Annotated in this window: 23 protein-coding genes, 2 pseudogenes and 1 other annotated feature; of the genes and pseudogenes, 7 read left to right on the top strand and 18 right to left on the bottom strand. The window is 55.1% G+C overall.

Going from position 1 to position 21955, the window contains the following annotated elements; translation table 11 throughout:
• Window positions 1–18: 18 nt before the first annotated feature.
• The 9 genes from hisIE to hisL form a co-directional block, all read right to left on the bottom strand.
• Window positions 19–630: a bifunctional phosphoribosyl-AMP cyclohydrolase/phosphoribosyl-ATP diphosphatase HisIE gene (gene hisIE / locus ACSZPU_RS01285; RefSeq protein WP_498994677.1), complete on the bottom strand. Its 612-nt coding sequence runs from the start codon at window positions 628–630 to the stop codon at window positions 19–21.
• Window positions 624–1400: an imidazole glycerol phosphate synthase subunit HisF gene (hisF, locus tag ACSZPU_RS01280; RefSeq protein ID WP_498994675.1), complete on the bottom strand. Its 777-nt coding sequence runs from the start codon at window positions 1398–1400 to the stop codon at window positions 624–626. Before hisF ends, hisIE begins: the two co-directional genes overlap by 7 nt.
• Window positions 1382–2119, bottom strand: a complete 738-nt coding sequence (hisA, locus tag ACSZPU_RS01275) for a 1-(5-phosphoribosyl)-5-[(5-phosphoribosylamino)methylideneamino]imidazole-4-carboxamide isomerase (RefSeq protein WP_498994674.1) — start codon at window positions 2117–2119, stop codon at window positions 1382–1384. Before hisA ends, hisF begins: the two co-directional genes overlap by 19 nt.
• A complete protein-coding gene (gene hisH / locus ACSZPU_RS01270) occupies window positions 2119–2709 on the bottom strand; it encodes an imidazole glycerol phosphate synthase subunit HisH (RefSeq protein ID WP_498994672.1) in 591 nt (196 codons plus the stop codon). The genes hisA and hisH overlap by 1 nt, the downstream gene beginning before the upstream one ends.
• On the bottom strand, window positions 2709–3776 hold the full coding sequence (gene hisB / locus ACSZPU_RS01265) for a bifunctional histidinol-phosphatase/imidazoleglycerol-phosphate dehydratase HisB (protein ID WP_498994670.1): 1068 nt from the start codon (window positions 3774–3776) through the stop codon (window positions 2709–2711). Before hisB ends, hisH begins: the two co-directional genes overlap by 1 nt.
• Window positions 3773–4834 (bottom strand): histidinol-phosphate transaminase, encoded by a 1062-nt coding sequence (gene hisC, locus ACSZPU_RS01260; RefSeq protein ID WP_498994668.1) that lies wholly within the window; start codon window positions 4832–4834, stop codon window positions 3773–3775. The genes hisB and hisC overlap by 4 nt, the downstream gene beginning before the upstream one ends.
• On the bottom strand, window positions 4831–6135 hold the full coding sequence (gene hisD, locus ACSZPU_RS01255; protein ID WP_498994667.1) for a histidinol dehydrogenase: 1305 nt from the start codon (window positions 6133–6135) through the stop codon (window positions 4831–4833). Before hisD ends, hisC begins: the two co-directional genes overlap by 4 nt.
• A gap of 98 nt (window positions 6136–6233) precedes the next feature.
• Window positions 6234–7133, bottom strand: coding sequence for an ATP phosphoribosyltransferase (gene hisG / locus ACSZPU_RS01250; protein WP_498994665.1), 900 nt, complete (start codon window positions 7131–7133; stop codon window positions 6234–6236).
• A 34-nt stretch (window positions 7134–7167) separates the two neighbouring features.
• Window positions 7168–7291, bottom strand: a sequence feature (His leader region).
• Window positions 7267–7317, bottom strand: a complete 51-nt coding sequence (gene hisL, locus ACSZPU_RS01245; RefSeq protein WP_103245916.1) for a his operon leader peptide — start codon at window positions 7315–7317, stop codon at window positions 7267–7269. (Overlaps the previous feature by 25 nt.)
• 175 nt (window positions 7318–7492) lie before the next feature.
• Between hisL and ACSZPU_RS01240 the strand changes: the two genes are divergently transcribed.
• The 3 genes from ACSZPU_RS01240 to ACSZPU_RS01230 all read left to right on the top strand — a co-directional run bounded on the left by ACSZPU_RS01240 (window position 7493) and on the right by ACSZPU_RS01230 (window position 10080).
• Window positions 7493–8317: an SDR family oxidoreductase gene (locus ACSZPU_RS01240; protein WP_498994663.1), complete on the top strand. Its 825-nt coding sequence runs from the start codon at window positions 7493–7495 to the stop codon at window positions 8315–8317.
• 349 nt (window positions 8318–8666) lie between these two features.
• Entirely contained in the window at window positions 8667–8729 is a 63-nt protein-coding gene (gene yoeI / locus ACSZPU_RS01235) for a membrane protein YoeI (RefSeq protein ID WP_103245917.1), read from the top strand.
• A complete protein-coding gene (locus tag ACSZPU_RS01230) occupies window positions 8719–10080 on the top strand; it encodes an APC family permease (RefSeq protein WP_498994661.1) in 1362 nt (453 codons plus the stop codon). The genes yoeI and ACSZPU_RS01230 overlap by 11 nt, the downstream gene beginning before the upstream one ends.
• Before the next feature lie 62 nt (window positions 10081–10142).
• Here the strand turns inward: ACSZPU_RS01230 and sbcB are convergent, their stop codons facing one another.
• A complete protein-coding gene (gene sbcB, locus ACSZPU_RS01225) occupies window positions 10143–11567 on the bottom strand; it encodes an exodeoxyribonuclease I (RefSeq protein ID WP_498994659.1) in 1425 nt (474 codons plus the stop codon).
• A 208-nt stretch (window positions 11568–11775) separates the two neighbouring features.
• Between sbcB and dacD the strand changes: the two genes are divergently transcribed.
• The 4 genes and pseudogenes from dacD to ACSZPU_RS01205 all read left to right on the top strand — a co-directional run bounded on the left by dacD (window position 11776) and on the right by ACSZPU_RS01205 (window position 15217).
• A complete protein-coding gene (gene dacD / locus ACSZPU_RS01220) occupies window positions 11776–12939 on the top strand; it encodes a serine-type D-Ala-D-Ala carboxypeptidase DacD (RefSeq protein WP_498994657.1) in 1164 nt (387 codons plus the stop codon).
• A gap of 117 nt (window positions 12940–13056) precedes the next feature.
• A pseudogene (gene sbmC / locus ACSZPU_RS01215) lies at window positions 13057–13527 on the top strand (DNA gyrase inhibitor SbmC).
• A 132-nt stretch (window positions 13528–13659) separates the two neighbouring features.
• Complete coding sequence (locus tag ACSZPU_RS01210; RefSeq protein ID WP_498994655.1) at window positions 13660–14718, top strand: FUSC family protein; 1059 nt, start codon at window positions 13660–13662, stop codon at window positions 14716–14718.
• Between the two features lie 163 nt (window positions 14719–14881).
• Window positions 14882–15217: a DUF496 family protein gene (locus tag ACSZPU_RS01205; protein WP_498994653.1), complete on the top strand. Its 336-nt coding sequence runs from the start codon at window positions 14882–14884 to the stop codon at window positions 15215–15217.
• 25 nt (window positions 15218–15242) lie between these two features.
• Here ACSZPU_RS01205 and ACSZPU_RS01200 read toward each other — a convergent pair whose 3' ends face one another.
• The 8 genes and pseudogenes from ACSZPU_RS01200 to ACSZPU_RS01165 form a co-directional block, all read right to left on the bottom strand.
• Window positions 15243–16109: an L-threonine kinase gene (locus ACSZPU_RS01200; protein ID WP_498994651.1), complete on the bottom strand. Its 867-nt coding sequence runs from the start codon at window positions 16107–16109 to the stop codon at window positions 15243–15245.
• 39 nt (window positions 16110–16148) lie between these two features.
• Complete coding sequence (gene cobA, locus ACSZPU_RS01195) at window positions 16149–16892, bottom strand: uroporphyrinogen-III C-methyltransferase (RefSeq protein ID WP_498994649.1); 744 nt, start codon at window positions 16890–16892, stop codon at window positions 16149–16151.
• Window positions 16889–18097, bottom strand: coding sequence for an acetate/propionate family kinase (locus ACSZPU_RS01190; RefSeq protein ID WP_498994647.1), 1209 nt, complete (start codon window positions 18095–18097; stop codon window positions 16889–16891). The genes cobA and ACSZPU_RS01190 overlap by 4 nt, the downstream gene beginning before the upstream one ends.
• Window positions 18082–18534 (bottom strand): EutP/PduV family microcompartment system protein, encoded by a 453-nt coding sequence (locus ACSZPU_RS01185; protein ID WP_498994645.1) that lies wholly within the window; start codon window positions 18532–18534, stop codon window positions 18082–18084. Before ACSZPU_RS01185 ends, ACSZPU_RS01190 begins: the two co-directional genes overlap by 16 nt.
• Before the next feature lie 4 nt (window positions 18535–18538).
• Window positions 18539–18889, bottom strand: coding sequence for a propanediol utilization microcompartment protein PduU (gene pduU / locus ACSZPU_RS01180; RefSeq protein ID WP_498994643.1), 351 nt, complete (start codon window positions 18887–18889; stop codon window positions 18539–18541).
• A complete protein-coding gene (gene pduT / locus ACSZPU_RS01175; protein ID WP_498994641.1) occupies window positions 18889–19443 on the bottom strand; it encodes a propanediol utilization microcompartment protein PduT in 555 nt (184 codons plus the stop codon). The genes pduU and pduT overlap by 1 nt, the downstream gene beginning before the upstream one ends.
• A gap of 2 nt (window positions 19444–19445) precedes the next feature.
• Window positions 19446–20800, bottom strand: a pseudogene (locus ACSZPU_RS01170) (4Fe-4S dicluster domain-containing protein).
• An 11-nt stretch (window positions 20801–20811) separates the two neighbouring features.
• Complete coding sequence (locus ACSZPU_RS01165) at window positions 20812–21885, bottom strand: 1-propanol dehydrogenase PduQ (protein WP_498994639.1); 1074 nt, start codon at window positions 21883–21885, stop codon at window positions 20812–20814.
• Window positions 21886–21955 lie beyond the last annotated feature (70 nt).

Below are 21955 nucleotides of genomic sequence, written 5' to 3'. Positions count from 1 at the left end.
TGGTGGCTGGCTTAAATATTACTTGTGACGCTTACGCAGATTTTCGATAACAGCGGTGAGGTCGAGATCCTGATCCTGCAACAAGACCAGCAGGTGATACATCAAATCTGACGCTTCATTGGTCAGCTCTTCACGATCGTGAACGGTGGCGGCCAGTGCGGTTTCCACACCTTCTTCCCCCACCTTTTGCGCGATACGCTTGGTGCCGCTGGCATAGAGCTTAGCGGTATAAGAGCTGGCCGGATCTGCCGTTTTACGTTCGGCGAGCAGTCGTTCCAGTTGATACAGGAACAACCACTGGTGGCTGGTTTCGCCAAAGCAGCTGGAGGTACCGGTGTGGCAGGTCGGGCCAATCGGATTGGCCAGCACCAGCAGCGTGTCGTTATCGCAGTCCGGCGCAATGCTCACCACATTCAGAAAATGGCCAGAGCTTTCACCTTTGGTCCACAGACGGCCTTTGGTCCGCGAGAAAAAGGTGACTTTGCCACTTTCCTGCGTTTTAGCCAGCGCGTCCTTGTTCATATACCCCAGCATCAATACTTCGCCGGAGACCGCGTGTTGCACCACGGCGGGCAGCAATCCGTCGGTTTTTTCCCAGTCCAGTTGGGCCAGTTGAAGCTCTGTTAACATACCCTTATCTCCACGCCCTGGCCTGCCAGGAACGTTTTTAACTCACCAATATTGATAATTTGCTTGTGGAACACCGATGCCGCCAGCGCGCCGTCGACGTTGGCGTCGCGGAAGGCCTCGAGGAAGTGTTCCATTGTACCCGCACCGCCGGAAGAGATAAGCGGTACGTGGCAGACCTCGCGTACTTTTTTCAACTGCTCAAGGTCATAACCGTTACGCACGCCGTCCTGGTTCATCATGTTAAGTACGATTTCACCGGCCCCGCGTTTCTGCACTTCCTGTACCCAGTCCAGCGTTTCCCACTGGGTAACGCGAGTACGGCTTTCATCGCCGGTGTACTGGTTAACGTGATACTTTCCGCTCGAGGCATCAAACCAGGTATCAATACCCACCACAATACACTGCACGCCAAAACGGTCGGCCAGGCGGGTGATCAACTCAGGATCTGCCAGCGCAGGGGAGTTGATGGAAATTTTATCCGCGCCGAAAGAGAGGATCTTCTGCGCGTCGTCAGCGGACTTAATGCCGCCGGCCACGCAGAACGGAATGTCGATCACTTCCGCGACGCGTGATACCCAGCTTTTGTCGACTACGCGTCCATCACTGGAGGCGGTGATATCGTAGAACACCAGTTCGTCGGCGCCTTCCTCGGCGTAGCGTTTTGCCAGGGGAACGATGTCGCCGATGATTTCGTGATTACGGAACTGAACGCCTTTCACTACCTGGCCATCGCGTACATCAAGACAAGGGATTATCCGTTTTGCCAGCATTGGATGGCCTCCGTTACAGTGAATTTACCTTCCAGCAGTGCGCGACCCACGATCACGCCTTTCACGCCTGTGCCACGCAGTGTCGCGATATCATGGATATCGCCGATGCCCCCGGAGGACTGAAATGCCACCTGAGGATAACGCGCGCACACTTCTTCATACAGCGAGACGTTCGAACCTGCCAGCGTACCGTCGCGGGAGATGTCGGTACACAGCACGTGCTTGAGGCCAACCGGCAGATAGGTTTCTACCAGTGCTTCCAGCGAAACGCCGGAGTCTTCCTGCCAGCCGCTCACCGCCACCTGTTTGTTACCCGCGGCGTCAATGCGAACGTCCAGCGCCAGCACCAGCGCATGGGCACCAAAACGCTCAAACCAGCCTTTAACGACCTCAGGTGATTTTACCGCCGTTGAACCGACCACCACGCGGGCGACGCCCGCATCGAGCAGTGCGGCAACATCTTCTTCGGTACGCACGCCGCCGCCAACCTGTACCGGAACATTCACCCCGGCAACCAGCGTTTTCAGCAGCGGGATCTGGCGACGTGCCGGTTCTTTCGCACCGGTTAAATCTACGAGGTGCAGCACCTGCGCACCCTGTGCGGCGTAGTCCTGCAGACGAGGCAGCGGGTCGGTACCGTAGTCGCGCTGCTGGCCATAATCACCCTGATGCAGTCGCACTACCGTGCCATCGATTAAATCTAAAGCCGGAATAATCATCACATCTCCAGAAAGTTTTTCAGCAGTAGTGCACCCGCGCGTCCTGAACGTTCCGGATGGAATTGCACGCCATAGAAATTGTCTTTTTGCACTGCGGCAGTGAACGGCGTGCCGTACTGACACTGGGCAATGGTGTTCGGGTTAACCGGCATGGCGTAGCTGTGGACAAAATAGAAGTATGAACCGTCTTCAATCCCCTGGAACAGGCGATTGCCCGCTTTCGGGTGGACGCGGTTCCAGCCCATGTGCGGCAGCGGCAAACCGACATCTTCCATTTTTGGCACGTCCTGGTCGATGATGCCCAGCAGGTTCACACCGTTGTTCTCTTCGCTGAAGCGACCGAGCAGCTGCATCCCCAGGCAAATCCCCAACACCGGCTGCGTGCAGGCTTTTATCAGATCGACCAGATCGCGTTCGTGGATCTGATCCATCGCGGCCTGCGCGGTACCTACGCCGGGTAGAAACAGTTTGTCGGCGCGCAGCACCACATCCGGATCGCGGCTGACCAGCGGCTCATAGCCGTGGCGCGAAATCGCCGATTTCACGGAGTTGAGGTTAGCGCAGCCGGTATCCAGGATAACGACATTCATCACAACACTCCTTTCGAGGAGGGAAGGGTATCGCCTTCGACGCGAATGGCCTGGCGCAGCGTACGGCCAAAGACTTTGAACAGGCTTTCCACGCGGTGGTGATCGTTTTTGCCTTTGGTTTTCAAATGCAGCGTCACACCCATGGTGTAAGACAGGGAGCTAAAGAAGTGCTCAATCATCTCGGTACTCAAATCGCCCACGCGCTGGTAGCTGAACTCGGCTTTATATTCCAGGTGCGGGCGCCCGGAGATATCCAGCGCGCAGCGTGCCAGACATTCATCCATCGGCAGCACAAAGCCAAAGCGGTTGATGCCACGTTTGTCACCCAGCGCCACTTTCAGCGCTTCGCCCAATGCCAGGCCGGTATCTTCGACCGTGTGGTGATCGTCAATGTAGAGATCGCCTTTGACGTCGATTTCCATGCGGAAGCCGCCGTGGGTGGCAATTTGATCGAGCATATGGTCGAAGAAGCCCACGCCAGTGCGAATTTTGCTGCCGCCTTCGCGATCCAACCACACTTTGACGTCAATCTGGGTTTCTTTGGTTTTGCGCTCAACGTGGGCGTAGCGATCGCGTTTGGTCAGCTGTTCGCCAATGACTGCCCAGCTCAGGGTCTCACGGTTATAGCGTAGACCGGTAATGCCCATATTGGTTGCCAGCTCGATATCCGTCGCGCGGTCGCCAATGACATAGCTGTTCGCTTTATCCAGCGCCTGCTCAACCAGCCAGCGTTCCACCATCTTCACTTTTGGTTTGCGGCAGTCACAGTCATCCCCTGGGAAGTGCGGGCAAATCAGGACCTCTTCAAAGACCACCCCCTGAGAGTTGAAAATTTGCATCATCAGGTTATGCGGGCCATTAAAATCGGCCTGTGGGAAGCTGCTGGTGCCCAGACCGTCCTGGTTAGTGATCATCACCAGCTTGAACCCCGCTTTTTGCAGCGAGAGCAGAACCGGAATCGCATCCGGTTCAAAAGCCAGCTTGTCGAAACGGTCCACCTGGTAATCAGACGGCGGCTCGGAAATCAGGGTTCCATCACGGTCAATAAAAAGGTACTTCTGGCTCATACAGACTCCGCACGTAAAGCGTCGATGACGCGCTGGTTCTCTTCACGGGTGCCGATGGTGATACGCAGGCAGCCGCTTAAGGTCGGTTGTTTATTTTGATCACGCAGGATAATGCCCTGATCCCACAAAGATTTAAAGACGGTGCTGGAGGCTTTGAAACGAACCAGGATGTAGTTGGTTTCCGAATCAAACACGGTTTCCACGCACGGGATTTCGCGCAGAGACGCCGTCAGGTATTCGCGCTCGTTGACGATCTGCGCCACGCGCTCACGCATGGCCACAATCCCTTCCGGGCTGAGGGCCTGAGCGGCGATATCGGCGACCGGCGTGGAGAGCGGGTACGGGGCGATCACTTTCATCAGCAGGTTGATCACCTCTTCATTCGCCAGAGTAAAGCCGCAACGCAGGCCTGCCAGCGCGAAGGCTTTCGACAGGGTACGCAGGATAACCAGGTGCGGGTACTCTTTAAGCCAGCCTGCCAGCGTCGCTAGCGGGCAAAACTCGATGTACGCTTCGTCGGCCACCACGATAGCTTTATCGCGCGTCATCTCCAGCAGGTCACGAATGTCCTGCGGGTTGATGATTTGCCCGGTGGGGTTGTTCGGGCTGCATACGTACACCAGTTTGACGTTCTCAAGCTGGTTGGCGATGTTTGGCAGATCCAGTTGCCAGTCCTCCAGCGTTAAGGCCGTACGGTATTCCACGCCGAAGGTTTCCGCGCTGACGCTGTACATGCCGTAGGTCGGCGGGCAGAACAGAATCGCATCTTTACCCGGCTCACAGAAGGCGCGGATCAGCAGTTCAATCCCTTCATCCGCGCCGCGGCACACCAGAACCTGCTCAGGCTTAAGCCCGGCGTAGTCGGCATAGCCTTCGATGACGGCTTTAGGCTGGCATTCCGGATAGCGGTTCAACGTTTGCTGCGAGAAATTAAATTTCACTGCCGTCGGGAATTCGTTGGCATTCAACCAGACATCGCCCTTACCGCCAAGACGACGGGCAGACTGATACGGGGTCAGGGCACGTACGTTGGCGCGAGCCAGTTCCTCAATACTCATGCTTGCTCCTTAAGGGCGTTAACACGCAGGGTGACGGCATTTTTGTGGGCGGTGAGCAGTTCAGCGGCCGCCAGCGTTTCAATGGTAGACGCGAGAGAGGCAAAGCCTTCGCGCGATAATTCTTGTACGGTCATCCGTTTCTGGAAATCGGCCAGCCCCAGGCTGGAGCAGGTGGCGGTATAACCGTAAGTTGGCAGAACGTGGTTGGTGCCGGAGGCATAATCGCCTGCGGACTCCGGTGACCAGTCACCCAGGAAGACGGAACCAGCGCTGGTGATGTCGTCCACCAGATCGCGGGCGCTGCGGGTCTGGATGATCAAGTGCTCCGGGCCGTACTGGTTAGAGATCTGCACACATTGTGCCAGATCTTTCGCCACAATCAGGCGGCTGGCAGACAACGCTTTACGTGCCGTTTCTGCGCGGGGCAGGTCGGCCAGTTGACGTTCAACGGCCTCGGCAACGGCGCGGGCCATATAGGCATCCGGCGTCAGCAGGATAACCTGCGAGTCCGGGCCGTGCTCCGCCTGAGAAAGTAGATCGGAAGCCACAAAGTCAGGGGTTGCGCCGCTGTCGGCAATCACCAGCACTTCGGACGGGCCGGCTGGCATATCGATAGCCGCACCATCCAGACGCTGGCGCACCTGACGCTTGGCTTCGGTCACGAAGGCGTTGCCGGGTCCAAAGATTTTGTCGACTTTTGGCACCGACTCCGTGCCAAATGCCAGAGCCGCAATCGCTTGCGCGCCCCCCACTTTAAAGACTTCCTGCACACCGCAGAGCTGCGCCGCATAGAGAATTTCATCCGCAATCGGAGGAGGGGAGCAGAGCACCACTTTTTTGCAGCCCGCAATGCGTGCCGGGGTGGCCAACATCAATACGGTGGAAAACAGCGGCGCAGAACCACCGGGGATATACAATCCGACGGAGGCGATAGGGCGAGTGACCTGCTGGCAGCGCACGCCTGGCAGGGTTTCCACATCTATCGTTTGCAGTTTTTGCGCGATGTGGAAGGTATCGATGTTTTTCACCGCCACGGCCATTGCCTGTTTGATCTCGTCACCGAGACGGGCGCTGGCATCGGCAATTTCCTGCGCAGTCACTTTCAACGCAGTCACGTCAGTTTTATCAAATTTCGCACTGTATTCGCGCAGGGCGTTATCGCCATTGCTTTTCACGTTGTCGAGGATCTCAACAACGGTGCGGGTAATACTTTCTGAGGCAGAGATCGCCGGACGCATCAGCAGCTCGCGTTGCTGCTGTGGGCTGCTGCTATTCCAGTCGATGATTGTGTTGAAGCTCATAATCGTTTTCCTTTATATGCAGGGTGACGCTGTCGTTTTCCCTGCCTGGGTATCCAGGCCCGGCTGGCATCGCGCCACCGGGCGAATCCTAAGGTGGATTACTCCATCATCTTCTCGATTGGCAGCACCAGAATAGAGCTGGCGCCCAGTGCTTTCAGTTTTTCCATCGTTTCCCAGAACAGGGTTTCGCTGCTCACCATGTGCATGGCGACACGTTGCTGATCGCCTGCCAGCGGCAGAATGGTTGGGCGTTCGGCACCTGGCAGCAGGGAAATCACTTCATCCAGACGCTCGGTTGGCGCGTGCATCATGATGTATTTCGATTCACGTGCCTGAATCACGCCCTGAATACGGGTCAGCAATTTATCGACCAGCTGTTGTTTACCATCCAGCAGTTCGCCGTCACGCTGGATCAGGCAGGCTTTAGAGCGGTAAATCACTTCAACTTCACGCAGACCGTTTGCTTCCAGAGTCGCACCGGTAGAGACGAGGTCACAGATGGCATCCGCCAGGCCGGCACGCGGGGCAACTTCGACAGAACCGTTCAGCAGGCAGGACTTAAAGGAGACGCCCTTCTGGTCGAGGTAGCGTTTGAGCAGGTGCGGATAAGAGGTAGCAATACGTTTACCGTCGAGTGACGCGGGGCCGTTCCACACTTCGTCGGTGTTGGTTGCCAGGGACAGGCGGCAGCTCCCGAAATCCAGGCGGCGCAGGGTGAAGTAACGCGGGTCTTCGCCCTGGGCGCGGCGGGTCAGCAGCTCTTCTTCCAGAACGTTTTCGCCAACAATACCCAGGTCGACCACGCCGTCCATGACCAGCCCCGGAATGTCGTCGTCACGCACGCGCAGAATATCAATTGGCATATTTTCGGCCAGGGCAATCAGACGCTGAGTGTGCAGGTTGATTTTAATGCCACAACGGGCCAGTAATTCGCGTGAATCATCGCTCAGGCGGCCTGATTTCTGAATAGCTATGCGTAAACGGGTATTGTCTAACATTATCTTTTCCTCATTATCCTGCTGAATTTGGTTCAAAAAAAAGCCCCCGGAAGATTATCTTCCGGGGGCTTTCTCTTGCGTTCATGCACCACTGGAAGATCTGAATGTCTTCCAGCACACATCGCCTGAAAGACTAGTCAGGATGATGGTGATGATGGTGAAGTTTAAATTGAACGCCTGTCATAAAATTCTCGATGAATGGTTATTCATTTGATGTCGTTTAACCTAAACCACTTTTACCTCCAAAGGCAAGGGCTTTTTTTAATCTTTAAATCATTTCATATTGACCGTATGAATTGTCAGTTTCGCCGGGCTGGCGTAGCCTTAAGATGGAATCTGCGAAAAGTCGGGAGAGACGCATGAAAAAGGTCGCGATTGTCGGATTAGGATGGTTGGGCATGCCGCTGGCGCTGTCATTAACGGCGCGGGGCTGGCAGGTCACCGGCAGTAAAACCACTCAGGATGGTGTGGAGGCGGCTCGTATGTGTGGTATTGAAAGCTACGTGCTGAAACTCGAACCGGATCTGTTCTGTGAACCAGACGATCTGGACGCATTAATGAATGTCGATGCGCTGGTGATCACCTTGCCCGCCAGACGCAGTGGCCCTGGCGAGGCCTTCTACCTGCAGGCGATGCAAGAGATTGTTGATAGCGCGCTGGCATACCATATCCCACGCATTATTTTTACCAGCTCCACGTCCGTATATGGCGACGCCCATGGCACCGTGAAAGAAAACTCGCCGCGTAATCCGCTGACGGCGAGCGGGCGTGTACTGAAAGAGCTCGAGGACTGGCTGCACAACTTGCCGGGGACATCGGTGGATATTTTGCGTCTGGCAGGACTCGTGGGGCCGGCGCGTCATCCGGGGCGTTTTTTCGCCGGAAAAACGGCGCCTGACGGTCAACAAGGGGTCAACCTTGTCCATCTGGAGGATGTCATTTCGGCCATCACGCTGCTACTCCAGTCGCCGAAAGGGGGGCATATCTATAATTTATGCGCACCAGAGCATCCGGCGCGGGCGCAATTTTACCCGGCAATGGCGCGACAGCTTGGCCTGCCGGAGCCACAATTCCTTGATTCCGTCCCCGGAGAAAAAGGGAAAGTGGTCGACGGTAACCGTATTTGCCATGAACTTGGGTTTGAGTACGAATTTCCGAACCCAATGACCATGCCATTGGACTGATTTTAAACAGTTTAATGCCGTGAATGAGGGGGAAATGAGCAAGTTCCTCGAAACGGTGCAGAATTTTTTTAGCAAAAAGTGCTGTAAATTTACGGTGGTTTGAAGTGAATTATTTAAATTCAGTAAGTTAGCTGTTACTGCTTTGTGAGCACCATCGCACAGGCTTGTCAAAACGCCTCACTTTGGTGCAAAATATGTCGCTGCAAAAAATTGAAACTAACCGACGTTAAAAAGACGTCGGTTATTTTTTTGCACTTTAGAAACGTCATTCAATCCAAGAGGCCGGGCTTCGTACCGGATAGATATTTACTAAAAACCGACAGTCGTTGTCGCTGAGGAATATAAAGAAATGGGGCAATCTTTTGCTTACGCGCTGGCGTTCACCGTAAAAGGGGATAACTATGTCGCATAACGCTACTCCAAAGACCTCTCGCGTGGAATTACGTAAAACGCTTACGTTGATTCCGGTTGTTATGATGGGCCTTGCCTATATGCAGCCTATGACGCTGTTCGATACGTTTGGTATCGTCTCTGGCTTGACTGACGGCCATGTCGCAACGGCGTATGCCTTTGCGCTGGTTGCCATTCTCTTTACGGCACTGAGCTACGGCAAACTGGTTCGCCGTTTCCCGTCTGCGGGCTCTGCCTACACCTACGCTCAGAAATCCATTAGCCCGGCGGTTGGCTTTATGGTGGGTTGGTCTTCACTGCTGGACTATCTGTTCATGCCGATGATCAACATCCTGCTGGCGAAAATCTATTTTGAAGCCCTGGTGCCTTCTGTTCCGTCGTGGATCTTTGTTGTCGCGCTGGTGGCCTTTATGACCATCTCTAACCTGCGCAGCATTAAGACCGTAGCCAACTTCAATACCCTGATTGTGATTCTGCAGATGGGGATTGTGGCGGTTATCGTCGGTCTTATCATTTACGGCGTCTCCCACGGTGAAGGCGCAGGTACGCTGACCAGCACGCGTCCATTCTGGTCCGAAGGTGCGCACGTGGTGCCGATGATTACCGGTGCGACTATTCTGTGCTTCTCGTTCCTCGGCTTTGACGGTATTTCTTCTCTGTCTGAAGAAACCAAAGACGCAGAGCGCGTGATCCCGAAAGCAATCTTCCTGACCGCGTTGATTGGCGGCCTGGTGTTTATCGTTGCCTCTTACTTCCTGCAGCTGTACTTCCCGGATATCTCTCGCTTTAAAGATCCGGACGCGTCTCAGCCGGAAATCATGCTGTACGTAGCGGGTAAAACTTTCCAGTGGAGCGTGCTGATTTTCTCCAGCGTGACCGTACTGGCTTCCGGTATGGCGGCGCATGCGGGTGTTTCGCGTCTGATGTACGTAATGGGCCGCGATGGCGTGTTCCCGACCCGTTTCTTCGGTTACGTTCATCCGAAGTGGCGTACGCCGGCATGGAACGTAATGCTGGTGGGCGCGATTGCCCTGCTGGCAATCAAATTTGACCTCGTGACAGCGACGGCGCTGATTAACTTTGGTGCGCTGGTAGCGTTTACCTTTGTTAACCTGTCGGTGATTTCTCAGTTCTGGATCCGTGAAAAACGTAACAAGACGCTGAAAGACCACTTCAACTACCTGGTACTGCCAGTCTGTGGCGCGCTGACCGTTGGGGCGCTGTGGATTAACCTGGAACAGAGTTCCATGATTTTGGGCCTGATCTGGGGTGCTATCGGTCTGGTTTACCTGGCTTGCGTGACGAAAAGCTTCCGCAACCCGGTTCCACAGTACGAAGATATCGCTCAGTAATGTGACTGAAATGAAAACCGGAGGCCATGGCCTCCGGTTTTTTTTTGCCTGCAATCTGCGGCTTACACAATCTCTTGCGCGTACTGCCAGAGCGCTTTTAGCAGTGCCATTTTCTCTTTGTCATCAGCATACTGCTGATACAGCATCTGTAGCTCATCGGCGTAGGCCTGCAAAAACTCCGGCGTAAAGACATGGCGGCGATGCTCAAGCCAGCGCTGCTGCTCGTCATAATCGAGCGTACCGGGGAAGTTGCGTGCCCGGTAGTTGAACAGCAGTTTCTCAATGCGCTTATCGGCAAAGGTGATATCCAGCGCCGGGAGATTCCGCGGCTCGGTTTCCAGCAGAATTTTCATAGCGGCGCGATCCGCATCGCTGAAAAAGCCGTTATACAGCTGGGCATCTACATTCTCGGAGGGAACGAACGGCTCGGCTTCGGCAAAAATCGCCAGCACCTTTTCGCGCACCTGCGGGTTGTTGCGCAGAATGCTCAGGTTATCCAGGCACTGTTTGCGGTCGATTCCCAGTCGCTCGGCGTCCTCAGGACGCAGCGTTTTTGCCTGCGCCAGTATCGGGCACTTATTCAAATGCACCAGTTTCACCGGCACGGCGGCGTTGTCGCCCAAATTGGCTTTCGCGGTATATAAGCGCTCGCGCAGGGCATCGGCATCCAGTTCCAGCAACGGCGACATATCACCGGCGAGGTCCACCATGATCACGGCGTTGCGGTTTTCCGGGTGCCAGGCCAGCGGGGCCACCCAGCTGGTATTGCCGCGCCAGGCGCCAAACATGCCGGAAACATGCACCAGTGGCGACATCTGTGGCACATCAATCAACGCCGCCAGTTTATGCTTACTGCGGTGGCTCAGCAGATAATCAAACAGCCGCGGCTGGTGGGTTTTCACCAGTTGCGCCATGGCGATGGTGGCGTAAACGTCGGCCATCGCATCGTGGGCATTGCTGTGCTCGATACCGTTCGCTTTCGTCAGATGCTCAAGGCGGAAACTTGGCAGCCCATCGTCATTCTCCGGCCAGTTGATACCGTCAGGGCGCAAGGCATAGCAGGCGCGCATCACATCGAGCAAATCCCAGCGCGAGTTGTTGTTTTGCCAGCTCCAGGCGTAGGGATCGTAAAAGTTGCGATAGAAAATATTGCGCGTCACTTCATCGTCGAAGCGGACGTTGTTGTAACCGAGCACGCAGGTTTTGGGCACGGTAAATAAATCGTGGATGCGGCGGGCGAAGTCGGCTTCATTCACGCCGTTTGCTTTAGCGTGTTGTGGCGTAATGCCGGTGATCAGCACCGCTTCCGGCTGGGGGAAATAGTCATCTGCAGGTTTACAGTAAAAGACTTCCGGCTCGCCAATGATGTTGAAATCGGCGTCGGTACGAATCGCAGCAAACTGTGCCGGGCGATCCTGCGAGGGGCTGGTACCGAACGTTTCGTAGTCATGGAAAAGAAATGTGGGCGTTGCCGTTGAATCAGACACCTGAGCTCATCCTGTTGATCAATAACCTGCCCATGGTAAACCATTGCGCCGCATCTTCCGAAAGAAAACGCGTTCAGATACGACATTCCAGAGAAGGGAAGAGGCATGAAAAATGACTTTCGTCACATTTGTTTGCAATTTGTCCCAGTATCGACATATTAAGTTGCGTAAAAAGAACGGCGAATTTGACGTAAATGAGGATATTCCATTGAAACGCCGTTTGTTTTTTGCCTTCTCCCTTTTGTCCGCGACTGTCCATTGCGCGTTGGCAGATGATATGCCGATTTCTCCCCAGCCGCCGGAAATTCAGGCAGGCTCATGGGTCTTAATGGATTACACAACCGGGCAGATCCTAACTGCAGGCAATGAACATCAACAGCGTAATCCGGCGAGCCTGACCAAGCTGATGACCGGCTATGTTGTGGATCGCGCCATCGACAGCCACCGTATCAGCGCAAGCGATGTGGTGACGGTCGGTAAAGATGCCTGGGCGCGGGGAAATCCGGTCTTTAATGGCTCTTCATTAATGTTCCTGAAAGCCGGAGATCGCGTGACGGTGCGTGACCTGAGCCGCGGGCTGATTGTGGATTCCGGCAACGACGCCTGTGTGGCGCTGGCCGACTTTGTAGCAGGAAGCCAGCCGCAGTTTGTCGGCATGATGAACGACTATGTGCAAAAGCTAAATCTGCGCGATACCCACTTTGAAACGGTACATGGCCTGGATGCGCCAGGCCAGCACAGCTCGGCGTACGATCTGGCGGTGCTTTCCCGCGCCATCATCAGCGGCGAGCCGGATTTCTATCACATGTACAGTGAGAAAAGCCTGACCTGGAACGGCATCACTCAGCAGAACCGTAATGGGCTGTTGTGGGATTCGTCGTTAAATGTCGATGGCTTAAAAACCGGGCATACGTCTGGTGCAGGTTTTAACCTGATTGCCTCCAGCGTTGACGGCCAGCGTCGTTTGATTGCGGTTGTCATGGGCGCGGATAGCCCGAAAGGACGTGAAGACCAGGCGCGGAAACTGCTGCACTGGGGCCAGCAAAACTTCGATACCGTGGAGATTTTGCAGAAGGGTAAAAAAGTGGGCAGCGAGCGTATCTGGTACGGTGATAAGGAACAGATGGCGGTCGGCACCGATCAGGACTTCTGGCTAGCGCTGCCGAAAGCGGAACTGCCGAACATCAAAGCACGCTATGTCATGGACAATAAAAACCTCGAAGCCCCGCTTGCGGCTCATCAGCGAGTGGGTGAAATCCAGCTTTACGATCGTGACAAAGTGGTGGCGCACATGCCGCTGGTGACGCTGGAGGATGTGGGTAAAGGCGGTTTGTTCTCGCGCCTGAGCGACTACCTCCATCATAAAGTGTGACATTCTAGGGGCGGGCTGGCACAGGTGCGAGTCCGCTCACATAATTGATCCTACCTTCGTGCTCATTTCCTGTTATTTAAATGTACTGTATAAAAAAACAGTAAAAAGGAGGGTCGCATGACATACAACGTAAAACAGATTGAGAAGCGCACTATTGCCGGGTTTCATCTGGTTGGCCCCTGGGATGTCACCGTCAAACAAGGCTTTGAGCAACTGAGCATGTGGGTGAGCAGTCGTTAAATTCAACCCATTGAGTGGATTTGTGCATACTACGATAACCCGGATGAAGTGCCCGCGGAAAAGCTGCGTGCCGATGTGGTTATTTCGGTGCCAGACGATTTTGTCATTCCTGAAAACAGCGAAGGGGTGATGAAAACGGAGCTCCCGGGTGGGCTTTATGCGGTTGCTCGCGCCAAAGTACGTAACGAAGAATTTAAAGAGGCATGGGAAGCGTTTTTTGATGATTTAATGGTCGATACCCAGTATCGCATGGCGCTTCGTCCGTGCTTTGAGGTCTATCTGAACTGCGCGCAGGATGATGGCTACTGGGAAATCGATATGTATATTCCGGTCGATCTCGCCTCCTGATACCCCATTCATACCGACGACAGGGAACGGATGACAAACATCTTCCGTTCCTTTTTTTGTTCAGAACAGCGATCCCAGCCACAGAAAAATCGCTACAATTGCGCCTTCGTTGTTTTTGACTGGAGAGCGGGTGTGCGTCCCGACAAATCACTCAGTCCTTTTGAAATTCGTCTTTACCGACATTATCGCGTGGTTCACGGCGTCCGTATTGCGCTGGCATTTATTCTGACCTTTCTGCTGGTTCGCCTGCTGAATGTTCCGGAAGGCACCTGGCCACTTATCACCCTGGTGGTGATCATGGGGCCGATTTCATTTTGGGGAAATGTGGTTCCCCGTGCCTTTGAACGTATCGGCGGAACAATCTGCGGCTCCGCGCTGGGCCTTGTCGCGCTTAAGCTTGAACTAATCTCCCTGCCGCTGATGTTGATGTGGTGTGCAGGGGCGATGTTCCTTTGTGGCTGGCTGGCGCTGGGTAAAAAACCTTATCAATCGCTGCTTATCGGTATCACGCTGTCAGTTGTTGTTGGGGCTCCGGCCGGGGATATGCATACCGCGCTGTGGCGGAGCGGTGACGTTATTTTTGGTTCACTACTTGCCATGCTGTTTACCGGCATCTGGCCGCAGCGGGCTTTTCTGCACTGGCGCATTCAAATGGCGAACTACGTTACGGCCTTTAACCGGGTTTATCAGGCCGGCTTTTCGCGTAACCTCGTTGAGCGCCCACGCCTGGACAAGCATCTGCAAAAGATACTCAATGACGTAGTGAAGATGCGTGGCCTGATTACCCCTGCCAGCAAAGAAACGCATATTCAGAAAGCCATTTTTGAGGCTATCCAGACCGTAAGCCGCAATATGGTGTGCGTGCTGGAGCTGCAAATGAATGCCCACTGGGCTTCGCGCGCCAGCCACTTCGTGATGATCAACGCCAGTACCTTACGCGAAACGCAGCAGATGACGCAGCAGACGCTGTTGACCATTGCCCATGCTTTATATGAAGGAAATCCGCAGCCTATCCTTGCCAATACCGAGAAACTCACTGATATTGTGGCGGAATTGCGTAGTTTGCTGCGCGATCATCAGGGCGATGCGCTGGCGGAGAACTCGATTCACGGCTATGTCTGGCTGAGCATGGAACTGGCGCGGCAGTTGGAGTTAATGTCCCATTTGATTTGTCGGGCGCTGCGCAAATAAGCCTCACATACTCCGGAAAAGCAGGCGGGCTGTTTCGATTCAGCCCGATTTGGGGTTATGCTAGGCAAAAGGATAAAATCATTGTCATCAGCAACGGCTAAAAGTAAGGTCTTAGGCGGTTGCTTTAACGAATCCGAATCTCACATTAGTAGGGGTGCCAAAAATGGAAACAACTAAGCCTTCATTCCAGGACGTTCTGGAGTTTGTTCGTCTGTTCCGCCGTAAGAATAAACTGCAGCGCGAAATCCAGGATGTTGAGAAAAAGATCCGTGATAACCAGAAACGCGTACTGCTGCTGGACAACCTGAGCGACTACATCAAACCGGGTATGAGCGTGGAAGCTATTCAGGGGATTATCGCCAGCATGAAAAGCGACTATGAAGATCGCGTAGACGATTACATCATCAAAAACGCCGAGATCTCCAAAGAGCGCCGCGAGATCTCCAAAAAACTGAAAACGATGGGTGAGCAGAAACCTGTCGAGTCGAAAGAAGAGTAATTCGCAGACGGTGAGAGAGCCTCTCTCACCGTTCTCTTACCCCGCCTTCCACCATGCGCAACAGATGTTGCTGTGGCCAGTGCCGTTGTAACGCAGGTTGACTGAGCAACGCGCGTACTTTCTCCAGATCATGCCTCTGCCTGTCCAGCAATAAACCCACAACACTTCCGCTATGGGCGACATTCAGCCCGTACAAATCGCACTGTTCTACGATGGCCATCAGCGCGTTAAAACCTGGTTTCGGTAGCAGCGTCTGGCTTGCCATTGCGCTTTGCAATGCCGCCTCGCCCAATAGCGCAGGATCCTTTGTCATACAGGCGTGCTGCACTTTGCGCCAGGCACTGTCGAGGGCATCGGCGCTGCTCATCAGCGCGGCCCGGCGGGGCAGGCGATGATAATCCTCTGTGCGAAGGGTTAACGGGCTTTCCAGCAACAAAATGTCGAGGCTGGGGAGGTGTTCACAGGAAATACGGGTTTGCGCAGTGTTATGGTCAAACAACGTCAAAGAACGAAAAACGGTGCTGTCGGTGGGTTCCAGCGCGACGCAAAGCTGAGAAATACTGATGTCATCGAGGGTAAACCCAAGATGGCGTGATGTGGCCACTGCCGTTGCCGCAATGTCCGCCGTACTGCTCGCCATCCCTTTAGCAACGGGAATAGTTGAGCGGCAATCGATGCGGATCTCATTGCTTAATGCGCCCGGTAAGTGCCAGTGCATCAGCACCTGTTTGACCATCGCTCTCACCAGGGGGCGTTCATCAGGCAAGGGCGCGCCGGTCGTGATTTCAACCTCGCTGTACCAGTCAACCGGGCAGGAAACCAGTTTTTCACTGCCCAGAATCCATCCCTGAATGATTTCGCCGCAGGATGCGGGACATCGTGCCAGCGCCAAGTTCAACCTCTCATTGTGGTACGTAACGTGAGGATAGTGTCACGCCGATCCGCTGAACGCCAGGATTTCCCGTAATGACACCACGCCGCCAATCACAATCAGCGCCGGAGCGTGAAACCCGGCGGCCTCGCTCTGGTGAGCAAGCTCAGACAGTGGTGCGCAGAGGACTTTCTGTTCCGGCGTGCTGGCGCGCATCACCACCGCCGCTGGTGTGTTGGCAGGTTTGCCTGCGCCGATAAGTGCTGTACAGATTGTCTTTATCTGCGACATGCCCATCAGGATCACCAGCGTTCCGGGCAGGACCGCAAGTCTCCCCCAGTCCTGTGGCTCTTTGCCGTCCTGCAAATGCCCGGTCACCACATGGAAGCTGGAGGCAAAATCCCGATGCGTTACGGGAATGCCTGCCGCAGCAAGCCCGCCGATGGCTGAGGTGATGCCCGGAACAACTTCACATTCGATACCGCATTCCCGTAGTGCTTGTGCTTCTTCACTTCCCCGGCCAAAAACAAAAGGATCGCCGCCTTTTAAGCGCACGACGTTGAGTCCTCGCCTGGCACAATCGATGAGAATTTGGTTGATTTGCGGCTGTGGGATAGGGTGTCGGTTCGCCTCTTTACCCACATCGTGAAACTCACAGCCTGCCGGTGCCTCCTGCAACAGAACCGGATTCACCAGCCTGTCGAACACAACGGCCTGAGCTTCCCGCAGGCAGTGTAAACCTTTTACGGTCATCAGACCCGGGTCGCCAGGACCTGCGCCAACCAGCCAGACTTTGCCTGTCATACCTGCGCCTCCGCGTATTCCGGTAACCCGATACGCATAACGTCGCGGGCAATCATCAACTCTTCATTGGTGTTGATAACCGCGACCTTCACGACCGAATGGTCAGTCTGAATAAACGTAGCGTTACGGCCGTTTTTCTCGGCATCAACGTCCAGCCCGAGGAAGTGCAGGTTACGGCAGATGGCCTCTCTGGCCCGTGCGGAGTTTTCGCCAATACCGCCAGTAAACAGCAATACATCCAGCCCGCCCAGTTGCATCACATAGCTGCCGATAGTGGCGCGGATACGTTCTGCAAACAGAGTAAGCGCCAGTGCGGCACGCTTGTTGCCCGCATTTGAGGCCTGTTCGACATCGCGAAAATCGTTAGACACGCCTGAGATGCCCAACAGACCTGATTCGTTGTTAATCATGGCGTTGAGTTGTTGCGGCGATTTGTCTTCTTTTAATGCGACCCAGGGCAAAATTGAGGGATCGATATCCCCGCTGCGGGTGCCCATCATTACGCCGGATTGCGGTGTGAACCCCATTGAGGTATTGACGGAACGCCCGCCTTTAATGGCGCACAGGCTGCTGCCATTACCCAAATGGCAGGAGATGACCCGTAATGCGCTTAACGGAACGCCCAGCTTTTCGGCTAACAGCTGGCTGACATATTTATGGCTGGTACCGTGGAAACCGTAGCGGCGAACCCCGAGCTCCTCGTAATAGCGCCATGGCAGGGGGTAGATAAACGCACTTTGCTCCAGCGTCTGGTGAAACGAGGTATCAAACACGGCAACCGCAGGAGCATGCGGCAGCGCCTGGCGAAAAATGCGAATGCCCGCCGCGTTGACCGGGTTGTGCAACGGTGCCAGTTCTGCAAGGCGCTCAATCTCTGCCAGCGCGTCGTCGGTAATTAGCGCGGAATCCTTAAATGTTTCTCCGCCGTGGGCAACGCGATGTCCGACCCCGTCTATTGCCGACAGCGACGCGATAATGTTGTGGGAGAGCAGTTTTTCCAGCAGTAACGTCGCCGCCTCTTTATGGTCGGCGATCGCGCGCGTCTCTTGCCATTCCTGATCCCCCTGTTTGAGGGTAAAGATCGCGTCGGAGAACCCGATGCGTTCGATCAGCCCCTGACAAAGCAGATCGCCTGCAGGCAGGGTGAGAAGCTGAAATTTAAGCGATGAACTACCGGCGTTGATCGCCATTATTGTGCGGGACATGCGTGCTCCTGGGGTTGAAGAAAAGCGATTACCTCCGCGACACCCTGACCGGTTTGCGCGCTGGTGATAAAAAGGCGTTCTGCACCGGATTGCCGCAACCATTCACCGATCTGCGTAATCTGTTGTTCTGCGACAAGATCGGCTTTGGTGATGATGCCAATCGTTGGGCGGTTCATCGGTAGCGTAAATCCGGGTGAAAAAGGGCACCATTGGGCGTCAGCATTCAGTACCAGTGCCACCACGTCGGCTTCGCAGGCACTGGTGAGCAGAGCGCTGTACAGGCAGCGATTCTCGAGGTATTCCCCCGGTGTATCGATGGTCTCAGGCGACCAGACAATGGCCTGCGTTTTTTGATAACGCATCGCTTCGCCGCGTAAGCGTTGCGTCAGCGATGTTTTACCGCACTGGCTTGCGCCAATTAACATCATTCGTTTCATAACGTCAGGTCCGGGTGACCTGGCAGGTCGTAAAATGGAGCATGTCGCCAAGGGAGCGGGTGACCTGGCGTAACGCATACTCCACCGAGGAGACATCCCCCGTGAGGACCACCGCGCCGGTGAAACGATCGATAAAACCGATCTCTACCGCCCCGGATTTAGTCGCGATATCACAGGCGATGATCGACGCTTCACTGGGGGTAATCGTCAGAATGCCGATGGCAGACGCCGTCTCGCTTAAGCCCAGTTTCTTATAGAGTTCTTTGCCGGGATTGGCGATCAAATGGGCCAGAGTGACCTGTTTACCGGGCACATACTCCTGAATCATGCGTTCAGTACTGCGTTGCGTCTCCATTACCCCTCCACGATCTGTCGCCACATGGCTTTATGCGGACGCGGGATCACTGAGCGATACACCAGCAATCCTTTCTCGCCCGCGCTTTCACTGGCGACGGTGACGGCATTTTCCACATCCGAGATATCACCGGTCACCACCATGTAGCATTTGCCGCCGATGCCGAATGCCATATGGACGCGTACCAGTGTGACACTGGAAGCCTTCACCGCACGGTCTGCTGCACTGACGCAGGCCGCCACGCTCCAGGTTTCAACGATACCTACCGCCTGACGCTGCTCTACGGCATTAAGCCCGCTAATGGCAGGCAGGATGCTGGCATGAATATTCGGTAGGACAAGGCTGTCGACCAGCATCTCACCGGCCTGGCTGTCCCCGGTGGCAATAGCCTGCTGAACGGCGCCGACATCACCCCCAACCATCACTAAAAATTTGCCGGGGCAGAGTGTTTTGCTGACCAAAAGCGTCACGTTCGCGCTTTTCAGCATGGCGTCGCCAAGCTCCATGCCTTTCGCGATGCTGGTTAATTCAAGTATTCCAATAGCCTGTGACATGGTTATCCTCGTACAACCGTAATGGTTTTATCTGTTACCGACGCAATAACGCCGTCGATACTGGCATGAAGGGGAACCCCCAGAGCGCCCCAGGAACATCGGCAATACGCTGTCCACGAATGACGATTTCGCCTTCTGTTACACAGGGAATGGCTGGCGCACCAATATGCTGGCGCAGCGGCAATACGACCTGCGAAGGGGTAAGGTCGCATTCTTCCAGCGGCGCATCCTGATACCAGTCGCGCAGGCCAAGTTTGGTCACCAGGCGTTTAACCGGAATCAGTCGGTAACTCGCCATCTCATCGGCCTCGCGCAGCGGCCCCTCATAGCGTGCGCCGCCGGCGCGTAATTCAGCTTTAAGCAGACGATTGACCCGCATCGGTGAGATACCCACCGGGCAGGCGACGCTTTCGCAGACGTTGCATTCAGAACAGGTCAGCGCACTCAGCAGCGTTTGTGGCGTGGCGACGTTCTGATAATTGACGGCCCTCACCAGAAGGTGAGGTGACAGTTCATGCCCGATCAAATGGCGTGGGCAGAGATCGGTGCATAGCTTGCACTGTTCACAGACGGTACGGGCAATTGTCAGTACGGTGCGATCGTTCTGTAAGCGACGTTGAATCAGCGAGTGTGATTTCGGCAGTACCAGCAAGCCGCCGGTGGTCTTTGTCACCGGCGCATCCAGTGACGGCAGCAGGCCACCCATCATCGGGCCGCCATTAATAAAACCGGGATCGTCTACCGTGGCACCGCCCGCCAGTTCCAGTACTTCCCGGAGTGAGATGCCCAGTGGGACCGTTACGGTCAAGGGATGGCGTACCGCACCGTTCACCGTCAGAGTCCGGCGGGTTACGGGATATTGCTGCTCAACGGCGCGTGCGATATTGAGGACGGTTTGCACGTTATTGACCACAACCCCGACGCTAACCGGCAGTGCGGCAGGTGGCACACGCCGTCCTGTCGCCATCCAGATGGTGATGACCTCGTCTCCGGCGGGGTAAACATCCGGCAGAATATGCAGGCGAATTTGTGCAGGCAGTAATGGAGTGAGTGCGGTAATGGCTGCATGGTATTTCTCTTTGAGGGCAATAATGCTCTCGTGAGCACCCGTTGCGGTCATGCCATAAAGCACGCCGCGCACCAGTCGGGCCGCCTGTTGCGGCATCAACTGCTGGTCTACTTTCAGCATCGGTTCACATTCGGCCGCATTAACCAGGAAAATCTCAACCTGCGCCTGCAGTTTTACATGGGTTGGAAACCCGGCTCCGCCCGCACCGACGACGCCCGCTTCACACACGCGCTGGCGAATGGTTTCTGCCGTTGCCGGTGTCAGTTCGCCCCAGGGGGACGGGAGAATGGCCGCTTCGCTCACAGCAATTCCTCCAGCAGATGTCGAATGTCGTCGCCATCGGCAGGGCGAGGCGTGGTTTTCAGCGTGACATCCGCCAGTGCGGCCTGGACCATCGCGGGAATACGCTCACGGAACCTGGCTTTGTCGGCTTTCAGCGCTACCGCGAGGGTCGGCATTTCGCACTGTTGACGAAGCTGCTCAATCTGGCGAATCAGCGAATTGATGGCGACCGGGTCATTCGCGCCTGTAGGGCAAAAATGGCAGGCTTTTGCCAGCCGGGCATAGCGTTTGGCCGCGCGTTGATCGCTGGCATTAAAGCGGATGACTGCGCCCAGCAGTAGTGCGTTGGCCAGCCCGTGCGGCAGATGAAATTGCCCACCAAGCTGATGGGCGATAGCGTGGTTGATGCCTAATCCTGCCTGGCTAAATGCCATTCCAGCGAGCGTCGCGGCATTGTGCATTTTGCCGCGCGTTGCCAGACAGTCGCCTTTGCGCACCGCCGTCGGCAGGTACTGGAACACCAGCCGTGCTGCTTTTTCCGCCAGCGCATCGGTAAAATCGCTGGCGCGAGGCGATACATAAGCTTCAAGGGCGTGCGTCAGCACATCCATACCGGTGTTCGCCGTGATGGTGGGCGGCACACTGACGACAAGTGCAGGATCGAGAATGGCGATGTCGGGATAGAGCGCATTATCAAACAACGGATATTTGATGCCTTTCTCGGGATCGCTTATCACGCAGGCGCTGGTTACCTCTGAGCCTGTGCCGCTGGTAGTGGGGATCGCGACGCAGGTTTCGATATTGACGCCCTGTTGTTTGCTGAACCAGACTATCGCTTTTGCCGCATCCAGCGCGGAGCCGCCGCCAAAACCGATCACCACCTGTGGCTGGAGTGCATGCATTTGCGTAATGCCTTCCACCACAGTGGCGATGGTCGGATCCGGAGTGATGTCGCTAAAGACACTGATGCGATTATCTGCCGGAATGGCCTGGCGCAGCATCTCAATAAGCGGCGAGCTGGCAAGAAAACCGTCGCAGATAATCCAGATATGCTTGTTGCGAAAGCGCTTTAGGCTGTGTCCCTTAATCACCTGAGTTATAGTAACTGTCTTTTTCAACAACATATTGAACTATGGCTCGCTACGATATTCCCGATGAAGC

This window comes from Phytobacter sp. V69, assembly GCF_965644215.1.
Taxonomy (GTDB): Bacteria; Pseudomonadota; Gammaproteobacteria; order Enterobacterales; family Enterobacteriaceae; genus Phytobacter.
Note: the sequence above shows the minus strand (reverse complement) of the source record. Positions and strands in the feature narration are given on the sequence as shown.

Excerpts from the sequence above, each read along its gene's own strand:
- hisIE (WP_498994677.1), bottom strand. The coding sequence starts at position 630 with ATGTTAACAGAGCTTCAACTGGCCCAACTGGACTGGGAAAAAACCGAC.
- hisF (WP_498994675.1), bottom strand. The coding sequence starts at position 1,400 with ATGCTGGCAAAACGGATAATCCCTTGTCTTGATGTACGCGATGGCCAG.
- hisA (WP_498994674.1), bottom strand. The coding sequence starts at position 2,119 with ATGATTATTCCGGCTTTAGATTTAATCGATGGCACGGTAGTGCGACTG.
- hisH (WP_498994672.1), bottom strand. The coding sequence starts at position 2,709 with ATGAATGTCGTTATCCTGGATACCGGCTGCGCTAACCTCAACTCCGTG.
- hisB (WP_498994670.1), bottom strand. The coding sequence starts at position 3,776 with ATGAGCCAGAAGTACCTTTTTATTGACCGTGATGGAACCCTGATTTCC.
- hisC (WP_498994668.1), bottom strand. The coding sequence starts at position 4,834 with ATGAGTATTGAGGAACTGGCTCGCGCCAACGTACGTGCCCTGACCCCG.
- hisD (WP_498994667.1), bottom strand. The coding sequence starts at position 6,135 with ATGAGCTTCAACACAATCATCGACTGGAATAGCAGCAGCCCACAGCAG.
- hisG (WP_498994665.1), bottom strand. The coding sequence starts at position 7,133 with ATGTTAGACAATACCCGTTTACGCATAGCTATTCAGAAATCAGGCCGC.
- ACSZPU_RS01240 (WP_498994663.1), top strand. The coding sequence starts at position 7,493 with ATGAAAAAGGTCGCGATTGTCGGATTAGGATGGTTGGGCATGCCGCTG.
- ACSZPU_RS01230 (WP_498994661.1), top strand. The coding sequence starts at position 8,719 with ATGTCGCATAACGCTACTCCAAAGACCTCTCGCGTGGAATTACGTAAA.
- ACSZPU_RS01205 (WP_498994653.1), top strand. The coding sequence starts at position 14,882 with ATGGAAACAACTAAGCCTTCATTCCAGGACGTTCTGGAGTTTGTTCGT.
- cobA (WP_498994649.1), bottom strand. The coding sequence starts at position 16,892 with ATGACAGGCAAAGTCTGGCTGGTTGGCGCAGGTCCTGGCGACCCGGGT.
- ACSZPU_RS01190 (WP_498994647.1), bottom strand. The coding sequence starts at position 18,097 with ATGTCCCGCACAATAATGGCGATCAACGCCGGTAGTTCATCGCTTAAA.
- ACSZPU_RS01185 (WP_498994645.1), bottom strand. The coding sequence starts at position 18,534 with ATGAAACGAATGATGTTAATTGGCGCAAGCCAGTGCGGTAAAACATCG.
- pduU (WP_498994643.1), bottom strand. The coding sequence starts at position 18,889 with ATGGAGACGCAACGCAGTACTGAACGCATGATTCAGGAGTATGTGCCC.
- pduT (WP_498994641.1), bottom strand. The coding sequence starts at position 19,443 with ATGTCACAGGCTATTGGAATACTTGAATTAACCAGCATCGCGAAAGGC.